This window comes from Chitinophagales bacterium, from assembly GCA_019638515.1.
In the GTDB taxonomy this organism is placed as follows: domain Bacteria; phylum Bacteroidota; class Bacteroidia; order Chitinophagales; family LD1; genus UBA7692.
Genome location: JAHBTS010000002.1, coordinates 558,133 through 575,865, shown reverse-complemented (window position 1 = coordinate 575,865; position 17,733 = coordinate 558,133). Strand labels below are relative to the sequence as shown.

The following is a 17,733-nucleotide window of genomic DNA, read 5'->3' as shown; positions in this document are numbered from 1 at the left end:
AGCAAATAAATGAGCAGCGAAGTTTACAAGCGCCCAAGCTGGGACGAATACTTTATGGAAGTAATGGATGCCATTAGCAAACGGGCAACCTGTGGCAGAGGGCGGAGCGGATGCGTAATTGCCAAAGAAAACCAATTGTTGGTTACAGGCTACGTAGGCTCTCCGGTAGGGCTGCCGCATTGCGATGAAGTAGGTCACCAAATGAAAAAAGTAGTACACGAAGATGGCAACACTACCGAGCATTGCGTGCGCACCGTACATGCCGAGCAAAATGCCATTTGCCAAGCTGCCAAAAGAGGTGTTTCTTTAGAAGGCTCTACACTATATTGCCGTATGACACCGTGCCGCACTTGCGCCATGCTCATAATCAACTGCGGAATAAAAAGAGTGGTTTGCCAACGGAAATACCACGCAGGTGGCGAGAGCGAAGCCATGTTTTTAGAGGCAGGAATAAAACTGGAATATTTTCACGAAGAAGTGCAGCAATACGAGAAGTAACTCAAGAAAAATAACGTGTACGCACATTTTATGCACAATAAAAAAGAAATTTTCATCCCACTTGTTTTATTGCCCTGCATACATGTATTTTCGCCCAGTCAAAAAAACTATTTTAAAAATCAAAAAACAATCAAACATGAAAAAAAGAATCACAGCCGTAATGTTGGCGAGTGGATTTTTTGCACTTGCGCTGGTAAGCTGCGGTGAAAAATTTACTCCGCTTTCTGAAGAGCAAATATCTGCACAAGTAGATTCTGCTTACAACGCTACTGCCGAAAGCAAAAAGGCAGAATTAAAAGCAGCTTGCGAAACCGATAAAGCAGCTAAAGTAGCAGCGAAACTTGCCGAATTGCAAAGCGCAGTACCTCAAGCACAATAATTTTTTAAGACCATTAAATTCAAGGAAGTAACAATGAAAAAGATATTCATGGTATTTGCAGCAAGTGCTACAGTAGCAGTTGCGTTGAACAGTTGCAATAATGCAGCAGAGGTTGCCAAGCAAACCGAAGAGCAAAATGCTAAAATCCAAAGTTTGGTAGATGAAAAATTTAAAGCATTAGAAGCTGAAGTAGCTGCTGAGTGCGATACAGAAGTAGCAGCTTTGGCACAAGCTCAGTTCGATTCTTTAGCAGCAGCAGCCACTCCGGTGAAAGGCGTGAAACCTGCAGCTAAAAAGCCGGTAGCAAAACCTACTCCAAAGAAAGAAGAGCCTAAAAAACCAGAAACTAAGTCTGATAAAATGGGCGGAACTTCTGCTCCAAGCAACGGAGGCGATAAATCCTCTAAAATGGGTGGCACTACCACTACTACTCCTGCAAATAATAAAGCATCAAAAATGGGTGGAAACTAATATAGGAATATACCTAAAAAGAAAAGGGTGCCGATTGGCACCCTTTTTTATTTTCTAACTATTTATTGGAATTATAGTGTCCAAGTTCCAGAATAGCTATCGGTAACTGTGTTGCCATTTCCGTCTTTACCGGTAATGGTGAAAGTAACTGCTACAGAAGTACCAGAAACTGTACCAGAACCTTCTATATTATAGCCATCGTTATCTGGATCTTGCTTTGCAATTGTAAATGTAGAGCCATCTACAGTTGCTTTTATATTAGAATTGTAGAAGCCGTTTGCAATTTTAGTAATAGCAACTTGCTGTACATCGCTGCTTACAGAAATAATAGTAGTAGAGTAACTGTATGCTGTGCCATTGTTTTTCTTTTCGCTTACCGATACGTTATTAGAAAGGAATTTAGCGCGAACTTCTGTTTTGCAGTCTGTACCTTCGTAACCCGGATCGCAAGTTTTAGTACAAGAATTGGTGAATAAAAGTGTAGCTGCTGTTGCTACCATCAAAAACGGTCTGAATAGTTTACTCATGGTTTTTTAAATTTTTGTTTGTTTATGAATGGTGCAAATGTACTTGAAAGGTTCAAAATTCAAAATATTGGGTGTGTGGAAAAAAACAAATGGATAGATTGCGTATATGCCTAAATGTAGTACATTTGTTTTTACATTCATTAACTAAAAATCCGAATTATGAAAAAATTATTATTTGGCTTTGGAGCAGTTGCTCTTTTGAGCGTAGGTATGTCTTCTTGCGCTAAGAAAGACTACACTTGCCAATGCACTACCACCGGGCAAGTGGCGAGAGTGATAATTCCAAATGCAACTAAAGAACAAGCAGAAACAATTTGTAAAGCAAATGAAACCTACCAACAGGGGCAAACTGCAGTATATACTTGCAAGTTAGACTAACTTTGAAGTAGCACATAAAAAAAGCCGCATGCAAGTGCGGCTTTTTTTATGCTTGTAGGTTTATGTATTATTTATTGCCTAACTGCAAGCGGCAAATATCTAAATCGCGTTTTGCCTGATCTAAATCACGTGTAAGTTTTTCAATATCGGCCTTGTAAGATTCTACATCTTTAGAGGCTCCACCCAAATCGCGCAGTTGCTTTTTCGATTTTTGAAGTTCTAAACAAAGCGCAATGATGTTGCTGTAAAATCCTCGTTTGGCAGTAGTATCGCTCAGGTTTTTTCCCATATCTACCAACGTGGAGCTAACAAACTGGTCGAAGTACACTACGTTTTCGCCAGGGGTGTTTATCTTATCGAGCAGTTGTTTTACGGTGTCTAGCTTTTGGTAAAATCCCACATCGGCACCCAATTGTGTTTCGTACTTTTCGTTTTGGGTACGCAATATTTCATTTTCTACATAAGGTACTTTGTAGTTAATAAAAACTGCTGCAATTGCCAATGCAATTACACCTAAAAATAGGGCTAAAAATTTCCAAAATGAACGTGCTCTTTCGTTTTTGTTTAATGCTTCCATGAGTTTTTTTTATGCTGTGCTAATCTGCAAGAAAACTTCTTTTTACTTTAGGTTTTACTTCGCTGCTTGTGTTTCCGGCAACGGGTTCTTCTTTCACAAATATGTTGGTTTCTTTCTTTTTTCCAATGTAGTCGAGCTTTGCCAATTTAGAAAATACAATAGAAAGTGTTTTGGCAAAATCGGTAATTTTTATGAGGCTGTTGTTTATATCGCTATGGTTGTAGGGTAGCTGCAGCAATTCTGCAACGGCACTATCGAATTGGCCTTGGGTTAAATCGCACCATTCGGTAATGTAGTTAACCATTTCTTCTTTTCCTGTGCTGCTGCGCGATTCTAAGAAACTGTAAATTACTCTTGCAAAACTGGAGTTGAGTTCATAAATAAAAAATGGCGAGCGGTATGGCATTTCCCATTTTAGGGCAGCAAAGCGATAATTGATAAACTGCTGCATTCTTTCAGATAAACCGAGCATAAGCAATGCCAAGTCGTTTTGCTGATTTTTTTGATGTACTTTTTGAATAATGCTTAAAGTGAGTTGCTCTATTTGCGCAAAAAATTTAAGTGTTTCGTCTAAAACATCGGCAAGGTCTGGATATGCCAATGCTGCGGTACATGGTGGAATAAATCCTGCATCTTCTTCGGCTTTTCCGTTTTTAATTACAATCTTAGAAACAGGCAGCAATACAGGGGCACTTTGGTGGGTAGATAGTATATCTTCGTGTACCAACTGTATGCTCAATGCGGTTGAAACAAATGGTTGGCGTGCGGGCATTTCTGCGGGATTGGGTACGCCATAAGGCGTTGGGTGAAAAGCATCGGCAACTATTACCACATAGTAATTGGCTGCTTTGGAAGCGGCTTCAATTTCTTTGCTAATACTTATTTGTTCTTTTAGCGGAAACTCGGGTGCAATATCAATGAGTGTTCCATTGGCGGTTACTGCATGGCAATAATTTACTGCAACATTGAGTGTGCCGTTGGTTTCTATGCTTACAGTGCTTTGGAGTGCCGTTGGCTTGCCGGCTTCGGGTAATAGCAATCCAAAGTTGATGGGTGAAACATTGCGGCTCGAAGCATCGCGTACTAAATCAATGGTGGCTAATTGGTCTTGGATAAAGTGCGTGCGGTTCACTTTCATTCCATCTATCCAATGTACAAAACGATGTTCTGTTTGTTTACTCATTTTCGGTTGTAGGTTTTAACTGTTCGTACACTCTAGTGCAAATTACAATATCGTCTTCTTTTAAAGTATTTTCCTGTATGGTTTGGTGTGGGTCTATAAATCGGTTTGGCTTCCACCAAGGATTTTTTACGTAAAATACCCAGCCGCTAGGTTGGCGGTGCGGGTCTAAATATTCGATAATGCTTTCGGGGTGGCGCTCGTTGTAATCGTTTATGAAAAAGAAAAAGAGTTGCCCAAACCCAAGCCGCTGCGGTGCTTTGGCTCTAAAGTTGGTGTACGAAGCATCTTTCATTCTTTTTTGAAATTGGAAGGCTAATACAATAGGCTGTGTCATATCAATATCGTCTGCATCGGGCATTTCATCTTCTACCGGATAAAACCAACGCTTGTAAATAAGCATAGGAATCATCATGGCAAAATCAAACAACTTCATAAACAAAAACGGAATTAGAAACGGAAGGGCTGCAAAGGTGAAAAGCAACCGATATGCTGGTGGTGCAGTAAACTGTATTACTAATGTAAATACCAATGCTGCCACCACAAACTGGCTGAGCGAAAAGAATAATTCTTTTTTAAATCCGGTGCGGCTGCTCCAAGGCTGGTGGAGGTAAATGCCAAGCGTGTGCCCTAAGCCTAAAAACAGAAACAAAAACTGTGCAATTGAAAATGCAAGGCGTGGTGTTTCTGCTACTAAAAAGCCTACGGTGCCCCACAACGCACTTATGAGTGCCACTAAAAGTGTGTGCACAATTAGGTGCTTCTTATATTTTGAAAGTTCATTTTTGCCAAAGTAAAAAAACAAGGCTCCGAAGGCAGCGCCCGCAGCCATAAATACAACATTCACAATAGCCGGTTTCCAATCTAACATATTCTGGTATAAGAAACGTAAAGTTAAGAGATACAAATAAAACCCAAACGGCAATTTTCGTTTTTTTCTCCTAAAGCGAAAGTTTTTTCGTCTTCGTTAGGAATAATTTCTTCTTCGATATCGGCTTCTACAGGTACAAAATAGCTGTGGAGCAGTTGCAGTGTTTGGTGTAGTGTGCCTTTTTGTAAGTAATCTGAAAGTGAAAATTTTTCGAGTGGCCCAATGGTAAAAGTAAGTGTGGGAAATGCAGATGGAGTGCTGTTTCCAATAACGGTGTTTTGCCCCAAAAATGAACTGTTTAATGTAAAAGGTTCTGCCACTTTTATGGCATTTTTGGGTAAGTACGATTTTTGTATGCGTACTTTTTCGCCTAAAATTATTTCGTAGCAGGCTTCGGTTAATTGTAAATTCCCGATAATTTTTTCGAGCATAGGCAATAGGTAAACCAGCAGGTTTAGTCCTTTTACATTGTGCGAATATTTTAAACCCCAAAAAGCAAAAAGCAAGTTACCTGCATCTTGTTTTTGCATGCTTTCGAGTATGCTCACTTCTTTATCTTCTAGCCCTAAACGCGAAAGAAAAACCTCGTGCTCCACGGGTAAAAAAAACTTACGCGAGTCGTCTTCTATCACTTTATTGTGGCGCGCTTGTTTTACCCATTCATCTACTTTGGTTTGGCGGCTAATGGAGTCGGTTTGCTGGTGAAAGAGGCCCTCGGGGAGGTAATCATATAGTCCGTTTCGGTTGAGTTCTACCGAAAGGAAATCTTCAATTTTAGAAGATTCATCGAAATAAACATGAGCAATATCTTTGCCGTTTGGGCGGTTAAAGGTGCTTTTGTTGCGCGTGATAAAGTGTTCGGAATTAAAGCCATTTCGCTCTAATACCGCAAAAATACTCTCGGCTTTTATATCGCCTTCAATTGCATCAAAATGATTTAGAATTTCTTCAAAATCCATTTACAGGTTTTGTTTCCGAAAGTAAAATTTTATTGGTTAGCCCCAAGGAAAACTTTTAAAAGTCATCTAATACTTTAAGCATATTTCCTTGTTGATATAGGTAAACGGTATTGGGCTTTTTGTTTTTGAAATTGATATAGGCAACATTGTCTTTTATGGTAGCGCTAAAATCGGCAGTTTCAAAGTTCTCGGCTCCTTGCCCATTGCGCCACCACCAACTGCCATCTTGTGTAAAGTACATTTTTAGTTCGTGCTCCGATATTTTTTCGATAGCCACACCTGCCAATGTGTTTGCCATATTAAACTTTAAAACTTCTACACACTTATCGGCAATATTTTTTCCGGTTCTAAGTTGTAAAGTGGCGGCAAAAGGTACCTCGCTCCGGCAGCGAAACATATAGGCTCCTTTATAGTTATCGGCAGCGGCAAGCAATACATAATTTTTGTTGGCAGCAGGTGTAAGCGATTGGTGGATGTGGGTAAGAATATTTTCGGCTGTGTGCCAACTTGCTAAAATCTGTTGCAGTCCGTTTAGTTGGAGTATAAACAAAACGGTGGCGGCAAGTAATCCGGCTTCTTTAAAAAAATACCATAGCAGGCTCACCCATAACAGGTAAAAGAAGGCAGAGGCTGCATAGCCAAGCCTATCGCCATGTATGGGCATCCAATCTAAAAAGTATAAGTTGAGTACCGGAGCAATAAGTAGGGCAAAAAAGGATGCAAGGCACACCAATAAACTGTGGAATGGCGATAGCTTTTTAAAAAATAGAAATATGGCTGCTGCACTGTATATAAAAAGTGAAGCATACGCTACGCTGCCCTTTTCGAGTAAGTGATAGAGCCATAGTTTATAGTCTTGTTTCCATAGCTGCGATAGAAATGCAAACTTAAACAGGTATTTATTAAAGGTACTTGCCAGCAGTACAGGATTAAAATTAAAATGCGTTTTAGCACCGTAGTGCCCCAGCCACATGCCCATTACCAATTGGTTGAGTAAAAGGTAAGCACCAATGGCAATTAAACTAGGAAGTACCAATACAGCTATGGGTTTTATGCTTGTAATACGCTGTTGTTGGTAATACATTTTCCAGCCTAGTATGCCAATTAAGAAGGGAAAGAACATAGCAATTTCATGCGTAAGCAGTGCTGTAATTAAAGTTAAAAAGTAGTATGCTATGTATTTGCGCTGCAAGGTTTTAAAGTAGCAAACGGCTGTTTGCAGCAGTAGTAGAATTTGGTTGGTTGCCAGTAAATAAATAAGCCCCACTTTCCATATCACCGTTTCGGTTGTGTAAGGCGATACTACAAAAAGCAAGGCGGCAATAAATGCAACTGTACCAATTGTAGGGAAATGGGTTTTGTCTATCAAAAGCTTTCCCAAAAGGTATATTTGAAAGGCAGCAGTGGCGTGTAAAAAGGTATATAAAATAAAATAGGGGAGTAGGTTGGTTTTAAACAGCGATATTACGATAAGGCTTACCAAATCGAAAAAATAGCGCACAGCAAGATCGTTGAAATTAACTGTAAATCCTTTCCAGCCCAATTGGGAAATAGTGTTGTACCATTCTACGCAATCGAATACCAAGCCGCTATTCCAAGCTCCAGAAAAAGCTAATAAACTCAGCAGCCACAGTACAACCCAAGTACCCCAAAAGTTAATGAATTTCACGGGTGCAAACCTGCATAAAATTTTGTTTTTACACAGTGTAGTTTATCGGTGTATGTATGGTGATGGGTATGCTTTGGTAACTTACAATAGCATTATTTGGTGCGATTTAAAAATAAGCTCGGGAGCAATATCGGGCAAGCAAACACCCAGCATAAAACCTCCGCCACCTGCACCGCAAATTTTTAAGTAAAAATGCTTGTTCTTTAAACCTTCGCGCCAAAGAGTGTGTAAGTTTTCGGGAATAAAATCGGGTAGTAAATTTATTTGGTGTTGCGATAAAATGCCAAATGATTTAAACAAGGTTGCCGAATCGTTTTTCATAAAAGAATCTATACACAGATTTACGTTGGGTACTAAGCATGTTTCAACCTGCTTGTTGAAGGCAGGATGCTCGATTTTTTTTAGAAACAAGTTTACGTAAGTAGCTGTATTGCGTGGTTTTCCTGTATTCAGCAAGAAAAATTTTAGGGGAATTTTTGAAAAATTGGGTACGGTTGCTTGTATAGTTTTATCTTTTGTAATGTAAACCGGTGTGTTTAAGAAACTCACCAAGGCATCTAATCCGGAACTTTTGCCGTGAAAATAGCTTTCTATATCTGCCAAAATTTCTTTGGTGGCACTAAAGTTGCTTCGGTTTATATCGGCACCATAATTGTGCAAAATGCCGGCAGCCAATGCACCGGAACTGCCCAACCCATAGCCTTGCGGAATGGTGGAATCGAAGTATAGCCCATTTTCAATATCGCTTAGCAGGCGGTTGGTATCTATGTGTTTAGATAGCTTAGGATGAAAAATAATATAGTTGGCGAGTAGCTCCAGCGATTGGTTGGATGCTGCGGTTTTGCCTACCAGTTGGTCTGTGGTTTTAAAGAAGCCTTCAAACAAATTGGTGGGAATGGCTAAGCCTGCCGAACCTTTGTTTACGGTGTGCTCGCCAAACAACAATAGTTTGGCAGGAAAGAAACGGTGAAACGAATCGGATTTCTTCTTTGGCATACAAATTTGAGCTGCAAGCATACGCTATAAAGTCTTTTCAGCCGAATTTATTTTGGGCTTTTAAGGTGTTTGCAAAGTAATATAGCGTTTGCTGTTTGTCAAATATAGGTGTTAGTATTTTGTTTCTTTTAGTTCTTCCCATTGTTGGTTGTTCATGGCATCGTCTAAGTTGGGATTATAGTCGTATTGGTTGGTGCTTATGTATTCTCCGTTGTTGTTCATCCAGTATTGATTATAGCCGCTTTGCACTTTATAGGTTTGCCCAGTGGCAGTGTTGGTTACTTTGGTTTTTTCTGTAATGGCATCAATAAATTGTTCGTGTTGGCGGTCGCTGCTGGCGTTGCGTTCGCGCCAACCGTTCATAATGGCATCGTTTATGGCATTGCTTTTATTTACAAAGGCACGCTGCTGCGCTTCGAATGCTGCTTGGTTCTGTGCCATGCGTTGATTGTGTGCTGCCCAACTTTGCCCTGCTTTTTGTGCTTCGCGTTGGTTGTATGCCGCAATGGGTTCTAAAGCATAACGCACATTTGCTAAGCTAAAGATTAGTTGTTTTTTGGCTGATTCGAAGTGGGTGGTTTTGGCTGTTAAACCCGATAGCCAATAGCTCCAGTTTTGCATTTGTGCACTGGTGCTTACCATTAGGTGCATGAGTAAGAAGTATGGCGTGCCATTGTCTTTTTTCCACTCGGTGCCTATTGCCATAACTTCATTTTGGCATGGCACGGCTTTGTAGAGTTGGTCGTTGTACCATTTATCGGCTTTGGTAATTTCCGGTACTTCGTAGTGCTTTACAAAACTATAGCCGTTGCGCATGCACCAAGGCACAATATCTTGTTGTATAAGTTGCTCCACACCGGGCATGGGGCGCATGGGTTGTCCGGCTTGGTAATAGCTTTGTTGTAATTGGGGTTCTGTAACGTATGTAAAGTTTTGAGGCGGGTAATCAATTATGCTAATTTGATTTGGTCCTGTAATGGAAGGTTCACCTTGTGCGTGTTTGGTGTGTATTTGCCATGTTTCGGGAAAAGGCATTTCAGCAACGGTATTTCCGGATTGGTCGCGAAAGGAAAACATCTTTAGCTTTTGCCAGTTTTGCTGATTGCTTGGAGTGCTATTTTCTTTGTATTCTTTACTACTGGTATTGTTTGCCAAACTATTTTGAGAAGAGCTATTGCCGCTGTGTTGGTTGCAGGCAGCGAGTGCTAAAATGGGCAGTAGAATTTTTAATCGCATCATGAGTAATTTGATTAGAGAAACGGAAGAATATAACGAAGGTAATACTACCGAGTTCATTCTCCTAAAATAGATAATTTGCTTGCTCGATACTTTAAAAGAGGCAATTACAGTAAAACACGGTGAAGCGGAATTTGTGTACGTTTGTTGCGCAATACAAACAGCACATGAAAATTGGAATTATACGCGAAGAAAAAAGCCCCAAAGATAACCGAGTGCCGCTTACGCCATCGCAATGCCGCATGCTGATGGAAGAGCATCCCGAATTGTGGATTGCCGTGCAACCCAGCGACCATCGCTGCTATACCAACGATGAGTACCGCTGGCAGGGTGTGCCCGTGCGCGAAGATTTAAGTGGATGCGATTATTTATTGGGTGTAAAAGAGATTCCGGTAGAATATATTTTGCCCGATAAAACATACCTTATTTTTTCGCACACTATTAAGAAACAGCCGCATAACAAGAAGTTGCTACAAGCCTTTATGAAGCAGCAATCTTCGCTTATAGATTACGAGTGTTTAAAGGATACTAAAGGTAAGCGTATTATAGCTTTTGGCCGCTGGGCCGGCATAGTGGGTGCTTACCATGCTTTGCGCATGGTAGGGTTGCGCTCGGGCGCTTTTACCATTAGGCAAATGAGTGAATGCCATAATTTTGCCGAAGCTCAAAAGGAACTTTCTAAAATGAAGTTGCCGCCTATAAATATTGTACTTACAGGCACAGGACGCGTAAGCGAAGGTGCCGCATTTTTATTGGAGCTTAGCGGTATAAAAAAAGTGGAACCTTCGGATTTGCTGCGAAGGGAGTTTAATGAGCCGGTGTATGCTCAGTTAGAAAGTAAACACCTTTTTTACCGCGATGGTTTGGATGAGTTTAACTCCGAAGACTATCATAAAAACCCGGAACTTTACCATAGCGCTTTTTATCCTTTTACAAAAGTTACCGACTTATTCATAAATGGCATTTATTGGGATAAACGCATTCCTGTGTTTTTTAGTAAAGAACAAATGAACGCAGCCGATTTTCGTATTGCTCAAATAGCCGATATTACTTGCGATATTGCGCCCGATGCTTCTGTGCCCAGCACATTGAGAGCTTCTACCATTGCAGAGCCGTACTACGGCTACCAGCCCGGCACCGCTAGCATTGCACCGCCATTTACAAAAGAAGTGATAGATGTTATGGCAATAGATAATTTACCGAATGAATTGCCGCGCGATGCTTCAGAAGATTTTGGCAATATGCTCATTAGCAGAATTATACCTAAGATTTTACAAGGAAACCATCCGGTAATTCACCATGCAACTATTGTGAATAAGGGAAAACTGAATGAGCCGTTTTTGTATCTTAAAGATTATGCCGACATGAATTAACAACACAGCCCCCAATTTTTTTCAAAATAGGTTCAAAGAAATGGTAGTGGAGGATGTTGGGAGGCTTTAGGGTTACAAACTTTTGCCTCTCAATAAACTCAAACTACGCTGTATATTTTCTAAGATACATCAATTGCGTAATCATCAATTCTAGCGAAGTGCTCTCTGTGTTTTTTTGTAAGGGCAATATTCAATTTATAGCGTATTACTACTTTTTTAAAATATGCTCCTATGGCTAATATTTTTTAAAAAAAATCTATTTTTACAAGAAATGAAAATATTGATGATGAAACTAACAAATTTACTATTAACCCTATTGGTAACCCAGGCAGTTTTTGCAACATGCAGAGTAGATACTGTAAACCAATACACCTTTATAACCGGAACCAATATAAAAGAACAATCCGGCAGGCAGATAAACAGCTATGATGCAAACAACAACCGAACTCAAGAGCTTTATCAAAAGTGGAACAGCAGTAGCAGCAGTTGGGTGAATGATTATAAATATGATTACAGCTATGATGGGAACAACAACCAAACTCAACTTCTTTATCAAACGTGGAATACTGGCAGCGGCAGTTGGGTGAATAGTAGTAAAAGAAATTACAGCTATGATGGGAACAGCAACCAAACACAATATATTTATCAAACGTGGAGCAGCAGCACTTGGGTGAATTATAATAAATATGATTACAGTTATGATGGGAACAACAACAAAACTCAAGAGGTTCAACAATCATGGAATACTGGCAGCAGCAGTTGGGTAAATGAGTCTAAATCTGATTACAGCTACAATGGAAACAACAACCTAATACAATATATTTATCAAACGTGGAACAGCGGCAGTTGGGTGAACCAAACTAAACTTAGTTACAGCTATGATGGGAACAACAACCAAATCCAATATATTACTCAAGCGTGGAACAGCGGCAGCAACACTTGGAAGAACAATAGTAAAGAAGATTACAGTTATGATGGGAACAACAACCGAATCCAATATATTTTGCAAACGTGGAACAGTGGCAGCAGCACTTGGGTGAATAGTAGTAAAAGAAATTACAGCTATGATGGGAACAACAACCGAACACAAGAGATTTATCAAGCATGGAACAGCAGCACCTGGGTGAATAGTAGTAAAAGAGATTACAGCTATGATGGGAACAACAAGCAAACTCAAGCGATTTATCAAACATGGAATAGTGGCAGCAGCAGTTGGGTAAATAATAGTAAAACAGATTTCAGTTATGATGCGAACAACAACCGAACTCAAGAGATTTCTCAAACATGGAATAGCGGCAGCAGCACTTGGGTGAATAGTAGTAAATATGATTACAGCTACAATGGAAACAACAAGCTAACACAAGAGATTTCTCAAACATGGAATAGTGGCAACAGCAGTTGGGTGAATAATTCAAAAAATACCTATGAGTATAATACACAGAGTGATTTAACTGCTAGCGATAGTTATTCCGATTGGAATGATGTAAGTTCATACTATGCTACTCACACTCGTAAAGAGTATAGCTGCACACAAATAACTTCAGGCATAAACGATATGGAAGCATTGGCATTTAAGCTTTATCCAAATCCGGTAGTAGATAACCGGTTTACTATACATGCAACGCAAAACGGTACATATTTTTTACACGATATGCAAGGCAGAACCATACAGCAAGGCACTTTAGTAATTGGAGAAAACAGCATTGCCACACCAAGCCTGCAAGCAGGTATCTATTTTGTAAACATCAACAGCAAAAGTTTTAAGCTGGTAGTAGAATAAAAAAAATACAAAGCAATTACATAAAACACCAACAACCGCTGTAAGAGAAAAGGTTTTCTAACAGCGGTTGTTTTTATTGGGTAATATCTGCCACATATTCAAAATCTACATAGAAAATAGGTTTAGTGCTTTTTACGCAGCCTCTCAATAAGTTTATTGCTCACATAGTGTAAGTGCAGCAGACAGATTCTTATACTCGGATAGATATAAATTAACAATTGAATGTGGAGGTTTTTCTAACAAAAGTTTTATTTGCATTAAGTTATTGCGATGAAAAAAATCAGTTACGCTATTTTGGGTTTATTATTTACGGTTCTTTTAAGCAACTGTAAGAAAGATAGAAGTTCTAATTGGGATACAGAACTGCTGGTGCCCATTGCTTCTTCGAGCCTTTCTATTGAAAATATTGTAAAGGATACCACACTGGTAAAAAAGCAAAGCGATAACTCGCTGTTGCTAACTTACAATAAACAGATTTACGAATTTAGTTTGGCAAAGCAAATAATAAACATTCCCGATACGTTTATCGGCACCACCTTCCGTTTAGATTCGCTGCGCCTGCCCAACCAATTGATTTTTTACAAAACCACATTGGGGCAAATGGCTAATCAGTTGAAAGCAAGCCCCGATGCCACTTCGCAGGCATTTGGCAATTTTATTATTAACTCGCATCAGCAGTATAGAATAATTCCGCCCATCAATGGCTTATCGGCCCCGCCTACCGTTTTTGATGCTTCGCTTATGTTTGATAATGCCAAACTAAAAACCGGTTCCATAGACATGATTGTAAGAAACTTTTACCCAATACCCATTTCGAGTGCCACTATAGAAGTAAAGGATTTAAAAACCAATACAGTAGTGCTTACCGAATATATTCCATACGTGGGTGCTAAAGACAGTATCTTTAAAACCATTGATATTTCGGGAAAATCTATGAGCAACAGCCTTTCGTTTGAATTGAAAGATTTGAATTCTCCCGGCAGTAACGGACAGCAAGTGTATATTGATACTACCGATTATTTAGAAGCCTATTTAAGAATGTACGATTTGCGTATAGAAGAAGCCACTGCCGTGTTTCCAACGCAAGATGTGGTTGCGCTTACCGAAGAAATTACCCAGAAAATGGGCGATCGCAGGCTTACTTACATTGATTGCCGCACAGGAAAACTTAAAATTTATGTAACCAGCACTGTACAAGAGCAATTGTATTTGGAATACACACTAGAAGGCGCTTTTGATAAATATGGAAAACCACTGAAAGAGTTTACAACCGTGCCACCAGCTCCTCCTGGGGGCTCTTCTACCATAGATAAAGAGTTTGATATTTCAGGATATTCAATTGATTTGAGTGGTAAAAATGGCGATAAGTTCAATACTTATACACAAACCATTAAAGCCAGAATAGACTCATCGGGCGAGCTTAGAACACTTTCCTTAAAAGACAGCCTTATTATTCGCTACGATTTAAAAAATATTGCACCTAACTACATAAAAGGTTACGCAGGGCGCGATACAATTATTGCCAACGATAGCACCGAGTTCGATTTCTTTAGTTCATTGTTTAAAAGCGGAACCATACAGTTGAAAGACGTAGATTTAAAACTAACGCTGGATAACGGAATGGGAATAGATGGAGAAGTAAAAATAAACAACCTTTCGGCATACAGCCCTATCAATGGTTCAAAAACCTTAACCGGCTCTGCCTTAGCTGCTCCGTTTAATGTGGGCAGGGCAACCGATTTTCCTTTTAAATCTACTGTTTCTACTTTTAGCATCAATAGCGGCAATTCCAATATCACCGATGTAATTGGCATATTGCCTAAGCGCCTTCATTACAATATGGAAGTGAAAACAAATCCGCAGGGCAACACCGGATTTTATCGCGATTTTGCATACTTAGAAAGTGCATTGAAAGTAAATTTGAATGCATCTATTCCACTTTCGTTTATTGCCAATAACCTTACTTTGTTAGATACAATTGATTTCGATTTAAGTAATACCAACTTAAAAGTAAATGGCATTACCGATGGCGTTATCAATATCATTACCCAAAACAAATACCCGATAGAAGCTAGCGTGAAGATTGTGGTAACCGATGAAAATTATGTAGTCGTAGATACGCTCATCACCAATATGCACGTGAGTGCAGCACCTACCGATGGCAACTGCAAGGCAACACAAGCCCAGCGCAATAAAACATCGGTGGAGGTAAATCAGGCAAGGTTAGATAATATAAAAAGAGGAAAGAAAGCCATTATACTTGCGGCATTTAATACCCCGCAAAACAATGCAGCTTGTAATGGGCAACCACTTCAAATTTACAGCGATTACAAGTTAGATGTTACTTTCACCGCCCGTTTTAATTACTCAGTAAGCACTAAAATAGAATAGACTCTCGTGAATAAATTTTGTTTTGTAGCCTTTGCCCTATTTGTTTTGTCGGCAAAAAGCCAAGATGGTGTTATGGTAGATTTAAAGCCCGATTCGGTTGCAGAATTACCAAAAACCAATCCATACTTATTAAACTATACACAGCCTGCCGATTTTTTAAATCCATTTTCATCGAATTGGGATTACGAAAAAACACCCAACAGATTTGAAATTACAGGAGGAATGGAAGGAAATTCCAATGGCTTGAACCAACTATTTGCTTGGAATCTATTAACCAACAGTGGATTTAGCAATAACCAAAAAGATAAAATTCGCAGCGGATTAAAATCAGAAAACGGCTATGACGATAATACCACTGCCGGTATCCGCTATAAATACTATTCTAAAAAGTTTGATGGCTTTTTTACCGCAGGTTACCACTTTAGAACCATGCGTGTAGGCTATTTTAAAAAAGAAGTGTTTGAATTGCTGATGTATGGCAATGCCATGTTTGAAAACAAAACCGTTGATATATCCGAAACTCGCTTTCAAAACACACTTTTTAATCAGTTTTCCTTAGGTTTTTTGAAGAATATTAAGCGCCCGTCTTATACAATTACTTTCGGTTTAAATGCTTCGTTTTTACATGGAATGAATAACCAATCGCTGTATGTAAATAGCGGTAAAGTATTTACTGCCGAAGATGGTGAGTATATAGATTTGGTGTATAATTTACGTTTCGACCAAAACCGAGGTGGCAATAAAAGAGAACGCGAAAAAGCCGATGTTGGCATTACAGGCGATTTCTTCTTACGCATGAACGTGCGCGATAAAGTTGCATTCACATTCAGTATAGTAGATATTGGAACAATAAATTGGAGAACACAACCGCTCAATTACTATGGCGGGCGCGATTCTATTCGCTTTAAAGGAATAGAGTTTGCAGATATTACCAACCTTACGAGTACCAATCTCGGCAATGTAAAAGTAGATAGTATTTTAAAGAGTTTTTTACCCGATAAGCACAGCGATAAATATCAAAGTTTCTTGCCCTTTACACTCAACTTTACAGTTTCTAAACCATTTTGGAAAAATAAAATTGTAGTAAACGCAGGCATACAATACAAACCATTGAATAAATATTATGTATATGGATTTCTTAAAACCAACTATTTCATAAAACCCGATTTAGTTACAAGCCTTACTTTGGGTTATGGAGGTTATTCCAAATTTAATATAGGTATAGAAGCAGTAAAGCATTGGAAACATTTTGATATTGCCGTGGGTACCAATAACTTAATAGGCACAGTGGCACCACTTGCTTACACAGGCACCAGCGCTTACATTCGCTTAGGCGTTAATTTTTAAAATAAATACTACCATGATAAGAAATGATTATACTATAGAAGAAGTTTCAGCCATTTACCATACACCTTTAATGGAATTGATGTATCGCGCATCGCAAGTACATCGCGAATATCAAGCTACGGGCGAAGTACAAGTGTGCACTTTGCTTTCGGTAAAAACAGGCGGCTGCTCCGAAGATTGTGCTTACTGCCCGCAAGCTGCCCGCTACGATACAGGAGTAGAATCTCACCGACTCATGAAGTTTGAAGAGGTGGTTGAAAAGGCATTAGAAGCTAAAAATGCAGGCAGTACCCGCTTTTGTATGGGAGCCGCATGGCGCAATGTACGCGATAATTCCGATTTCGATAAAGTATTAGATATGGTGAGGGGTGTAAACACACTCGGCATGGAAGTATGTTGCACGCTTGGCATGCTCACCGAAGAGCAAGCACAGAAATTGAAAGATGCCGGCCTTTATGCTTACAACCACAATTTAGATACCAGCGAAGAATACTATGGCGAAGTTATTTCTACCCGCACATACAGCGATCGCCTCGCTACATTAAACAACGTAGAGAAAGCAGGATTGAGCGTATGCTGTGGCGGCATTATTGGCTTGGGCGAAACCAACGAAGACCGCATAAAACTATTACACACACTTGCCACCCGCGAGCAGCATCCCGAAAGTGTTCCCGTAAATGCATTGGTAGCGGTAGAAGGCACACCGCTGCAAGGCAGTTCAAAAGTAAGTGTATGGGAAATGGTGCGCATGGTTGCTACGGCACGCATTCTTATGCCTAAAGCAATGGTGCGGTTAAGTGCCGGGCGCAACGATATGACCACCGAACAGCAGGCACTTTGCTTTATGGCTGGCGCTAACTCTATTTTTGCTGGCGATAAATTACTAACCACCGCCAATCCGGGTGTGGATAGCGATAAGCGCATGTTTGAAATTTTAGGACTAACCCAACGCGAGTCGTTTAAAGTAGAAAAAGAAGAGTTGGTATAATAAAAATGGGCGCGTAGCGTATCGCTTGCATATACTGGGTTTAATGTAATACCTTGTTTTTTTCGATAGGTGGCAGCGGTTGCCATTATCGAAGTACTTAGTTATTTTTCAAT

The 17,733-nt window shown here is 39.7% G+C and carries 17 protein-coding genes; 9 read left to right on the top strand and 8 right to left on the bottom strand.

Features of this window, described 5'->3' with window-relative positions; translation table 11 throughout:
• The first annotated feature begins 9 nt into the window (after positions 1 to 9).
• The 3 genes from KF872_05700 to KF872_05690 all read left to right on the top strand — a co-directional run bounded on the left by KF872_05700 (position 10) and on the right by KF872_05690 (position 1,348).
• Positions 10 to 498 (top strand): cytidine/deoxycytidylate deaminase family protein, encoded by a 489-nt coding sequence (locus tag KF872_05700; GenBank protein ID MBX2903034.1) that lies wholly within the window; start codon positions 10 to 12, stop codon positions 496 to 498.
• Positions 499 to 634: 136 nt separating this feature from the next.
• Positions 635 to 877, top strand: coding sequence for a hypothetical protein (locus KF872_05695; GenBank protein ID MBX2903033.1), 243 nt, complete (start codon positions 635 to 637; stop codon positions 875 to 877).
• Positions 878 to 910: 33 nt separating this feature from the next.
• On the top strand, positions 911 to 1,348 hold the full coding sequence (locus KF872_05690; GenBank protein ID MBX2903032.1) for a hypothetical protein: 438 nt from the start codon (positions 911 to 913) through the stop codon (positions 1,346 to 1,348).
• Between the two features lie 71 nt (positions 1,349 to 1,419).
• Here the strand turns inward: KF872_05690 and KF872_05685 are convergent, their stop codons facing one another.
• Positions 1,420 to 1,875 (bottom strand): hypothetical protein, encoded by a 456-nt coding sequence (locus KF872_05685; protein MBX2903031.1) that lies wholly within the window; start codon positions 1,873 to 1,875, stop codon positions 1,420 to 1,422.
• 159 nt (positions 1,876 to 2,034) lie between these two features.
• Here KF872_05685 and KF872_05680 point away from each other — a divergent pair, with 159 nt between their 5' ends.
• Positions 2,035 to 2,253, top strand: a complete 219-nt coding sequence (locus KF872_05680; protein MBX2903030.1) for a hypothetical protein — start codon at positions 2,035 to 2,037, stop codon at positions 2,251 to 2,253.
• Positions 2,254 to 2,320: 67 nt separating this feature from the next.
• On the opposite strand, the gene KF872_05675 is transcribed toward KF872_05680, so the two are convergent.
• The 7 genes from KF872_05675 to KF872_05645 form a co-directional block, all read right to left on the bottom strand.
• On the bottom strand, positions 2,321 to 2,830 hold the full coding sequence (locus tag KF872_05675) for a hypothetical protein (protein ID MBX2903029.1): 510 nt from the start codon (positions 2,828 to 2,830) through the stop codon (positions 2,321 to 2,323).
• A gap of 19 nt (positions 2,831 to 2,849) precedes the next feature.
• On the bottom strand, positions 2,850 to 4,013 hold the full coding sequence (locus tag KF872_05670; GenBank protein MBX2903028.1) for a hypothetical protein: 1,164 nt from the start codon (positions 4,011 to 4,013) through the stop codon (positions 2,850 to 2,852).
• On the bottom strand, positions 4,006 to 4,881 hold the full coding sequence (locus KF872_05665) for a hypothetical protein (protein MBX2903027.1): 876 nt from the start codon (positions 4,879 to 4,881) through the stop codon (positions 4,006 to 4,008). Before KF872_05665 ends, KF872_05670 begins: the two co-directional genes overlap by 8 nt.
• A 23-nt stretch (positions 4,882 to 4,904) precedes the next feature.
• A complete protein-coding gene (locus KF872_05660; protein MBX2903026.1) occupies positions 4,905 to 5,840 on the bottom strand; it encodes a type VI secretion system baseplate subunit TssG in 936 nt (311 codons plus the stop codon).
• 55 nt (positions 5,841 to 5,895) lie between these two features.
• Positions 5,896 to 7,509 (bottom strand): hypothetical protein, encoded by a 1,614-nt coding sequence (locus KF872_05655; protein ID MBX2903025.1) that lies wholly within the window; start codon positions 7,507 to 7,509, stop codon positions 5,896 to 5,898.
• Positions 7,510 to 7,590: 81 nt separating this feature from the next.
• Positions 7,591 to 8,505 (bottom strand): hypothetical protein, encoded by a 915-nt coding sequence (locus tag KF872_05650; protein MBX2903024.1) that lies wholly within the window; start codon positions 8,503 to 8,505, stop codon positions 7,591 to 7,593.
• 111 nt (positions 8,506 to 8,616) lie between these two features.
• The gene (locus tag KF872_05645) at positions 8,617 to 9,744 is read right to left on the bottom strand and encodes a hypothetical protein (protein ID MBX2903023.1); all 1,128 of its coding nucleotides are present in this window, start codon (positions 9,742 to 9,744) and stop codon (positions 8,617 to 8,619) included.
• A gap of 164 nt (positions 9,745 to 9,908) precedes the next feature.
• Between KF872_05645 and KF872_05640 the strand changes: the two genes are divergently transcribed.
• The 5 genes from KF872_05640 to bioB all read left to right on the top strand — a co-directional run bounded on the left by KF872_05640 (position 9,909) and on the right by bioB (position 17,620).
• Positions 9,909 to 11,114, top strand: coding sequence for an alanine dehydrogenase (locus KF872_05640; protein MBX2903022.1), 1,206 nt, complete (start codon positions 9,909 to 9,911; stop codon positions 11,112 to 11,114).
• 283 nt (positions 11,115 to 11,397) lie between these two features.
• Positions 11,398 to 12,894, top strand: a complete 1,497-nt coding sequence (locus tag KF872_05635) for a DUF3836 domain-containing protein (protein MBX2903021.1) — start codon at positions 11,398 to 11,400, stop codon at positions 12,892 to 12,894.
• A gap of 270 nt (positions 12,895 to 13,164) precedes the next feature.
• Complete coding sequence (locus tag KF872_05630; protein ID MBX2903020.1) at positions 13,165 to 15,285, top strand: hypothetical protein; 2,121 nt, start codon at positions 13,165 to 13,167, stop codon at positions 15,283 to 15,285.
• 6 nt (positions 15,286 to 15,291) lie between these two features.
• Positions 15,292 to 16,632, top strand: a complete 1,341-nt coding sequence (locus KF872_05625; protein MBX2903019.1) for a hypothetical protein — start codon at positions 15,292 to 15,294, stop codon at positions 16,630 to 16,632.
• A gap of 13 nt (positions 16,633 to 16,645) precedes the next feature.
• Positions 16,646 to 17,620 carry a biotin synthase BioB gene (bioB, locus tag KF872_05620; protein ID MBX2903018.1) on the top strand — a complete coding sequence of 325 codons (975 nt, stop codon included), beginning with the start codon at positions 16,646 to 16,648 and terminating at the stop codon, positions 17,618 to 17,620.
• Positions 17,621 to 17,733: the final 113 nt, after the last annotated feature.

Bases quoted from the DNA above. Each gene is read 5' to 3' on its own strand.
- bioB (MBX2903018.1), top strand. From the start codon at position 16,646: ATGATAAGAAATGATTATACTATAGAAGAAGTTTCAGCCATTTACCAT.
- KF872_05665 (MBX2903027.1), bottom strand. From the start codon at position 4,881: ATGTTAGATTGGAAACCGGCTATTGTGAATGTTGTATTTATGGCTGCG.
- KF872_05660 (MBX2903026.1), bottom strand. From the start codon at position 5,840: ATGGATTTTGAAGAAATTCTAAATCATTTTGATGCAATTGAAGGCGAT.
- KF872_05675 (MBX2903029.1), bottom strand. From the start codon at position 2,830: ATGGAAGCATTAAACAAAAACGAAAGAGCACGTTCATTTTGGAAATTT.
- KF872_05670 (MBX2903028.1), bottom strand. From the start codon at position 4,013: ATGAGTAAACAAACAGAACATCGTTTTGTACATTGGATAGATGGAATG.
- KF872_05635 (MBX2903021.1), top strand. From the start codon at position 11,398: ATGATGAAACTAACAAATTTACTATTAACCCTATTGGTAACCCAGGCA.
- KF872_05680 (MBX2903030.1), top strand. From the start codon at position 2,035: ATGAAAAAATTATTATTTGGCTTTGGAGCAGTTGCTCTTTTGAGCGTA.
- KF872_05685 (MBX2903031.1), bottom strand. From the start codon at position 1,875: ATGAGTAAACTATTCAGACCGTTTTTGATGGTAGCAACAGCAGCTACA.
- KF872_05700 (MBX2903034.1), top strand. From the start codon at position 10: ATGAGCAGCGAAGTTTACAAGCGCCCAAGCTGGGACGAATACTTTATG.
- KF872_05640 (MBX2903022.1), top strand. From the start codon at position 9,909: ATGAAAATTGGAATTATACGCGAAGAAAAAAGCCCCAAAGATAACCGA.
- KF872_05695 (MBX2903033.1), top strand. From the start codon at position 635: ATGAAAAAAAGAATCACAGCCGTAATGTTGGCGAGTGGATTTTTTGCA.
- KF872_05690 (MBX2903032.1), top strand. From the start codon at position 911: ATGAAAAAGATATTCATGGTATTTGCAGCAAGTGCTACAGTAGCAGTT.
- KF872_05645 (MBX2903023.1), bottom strand. From the start codon at position 9,744: ATGATGCGATTAAAAATTCTACTGCCCATTTTAGCACTCGCTGCCTGC.
- KF872_05650 (MBX2903024.1), bottom strand. From the start codon at position 8,505: ATGCCAAAGAAGAAATCCGATTCGTTTCACCGTTTCTTTCCTGCCAAA.
- KF872_05630 (MBX2903020.1), top strand. From the start codon at position 13,165: ATGAAAAAAATCAGTTACGCTATTTTGGGTTTATTATTTACGGTTCTT.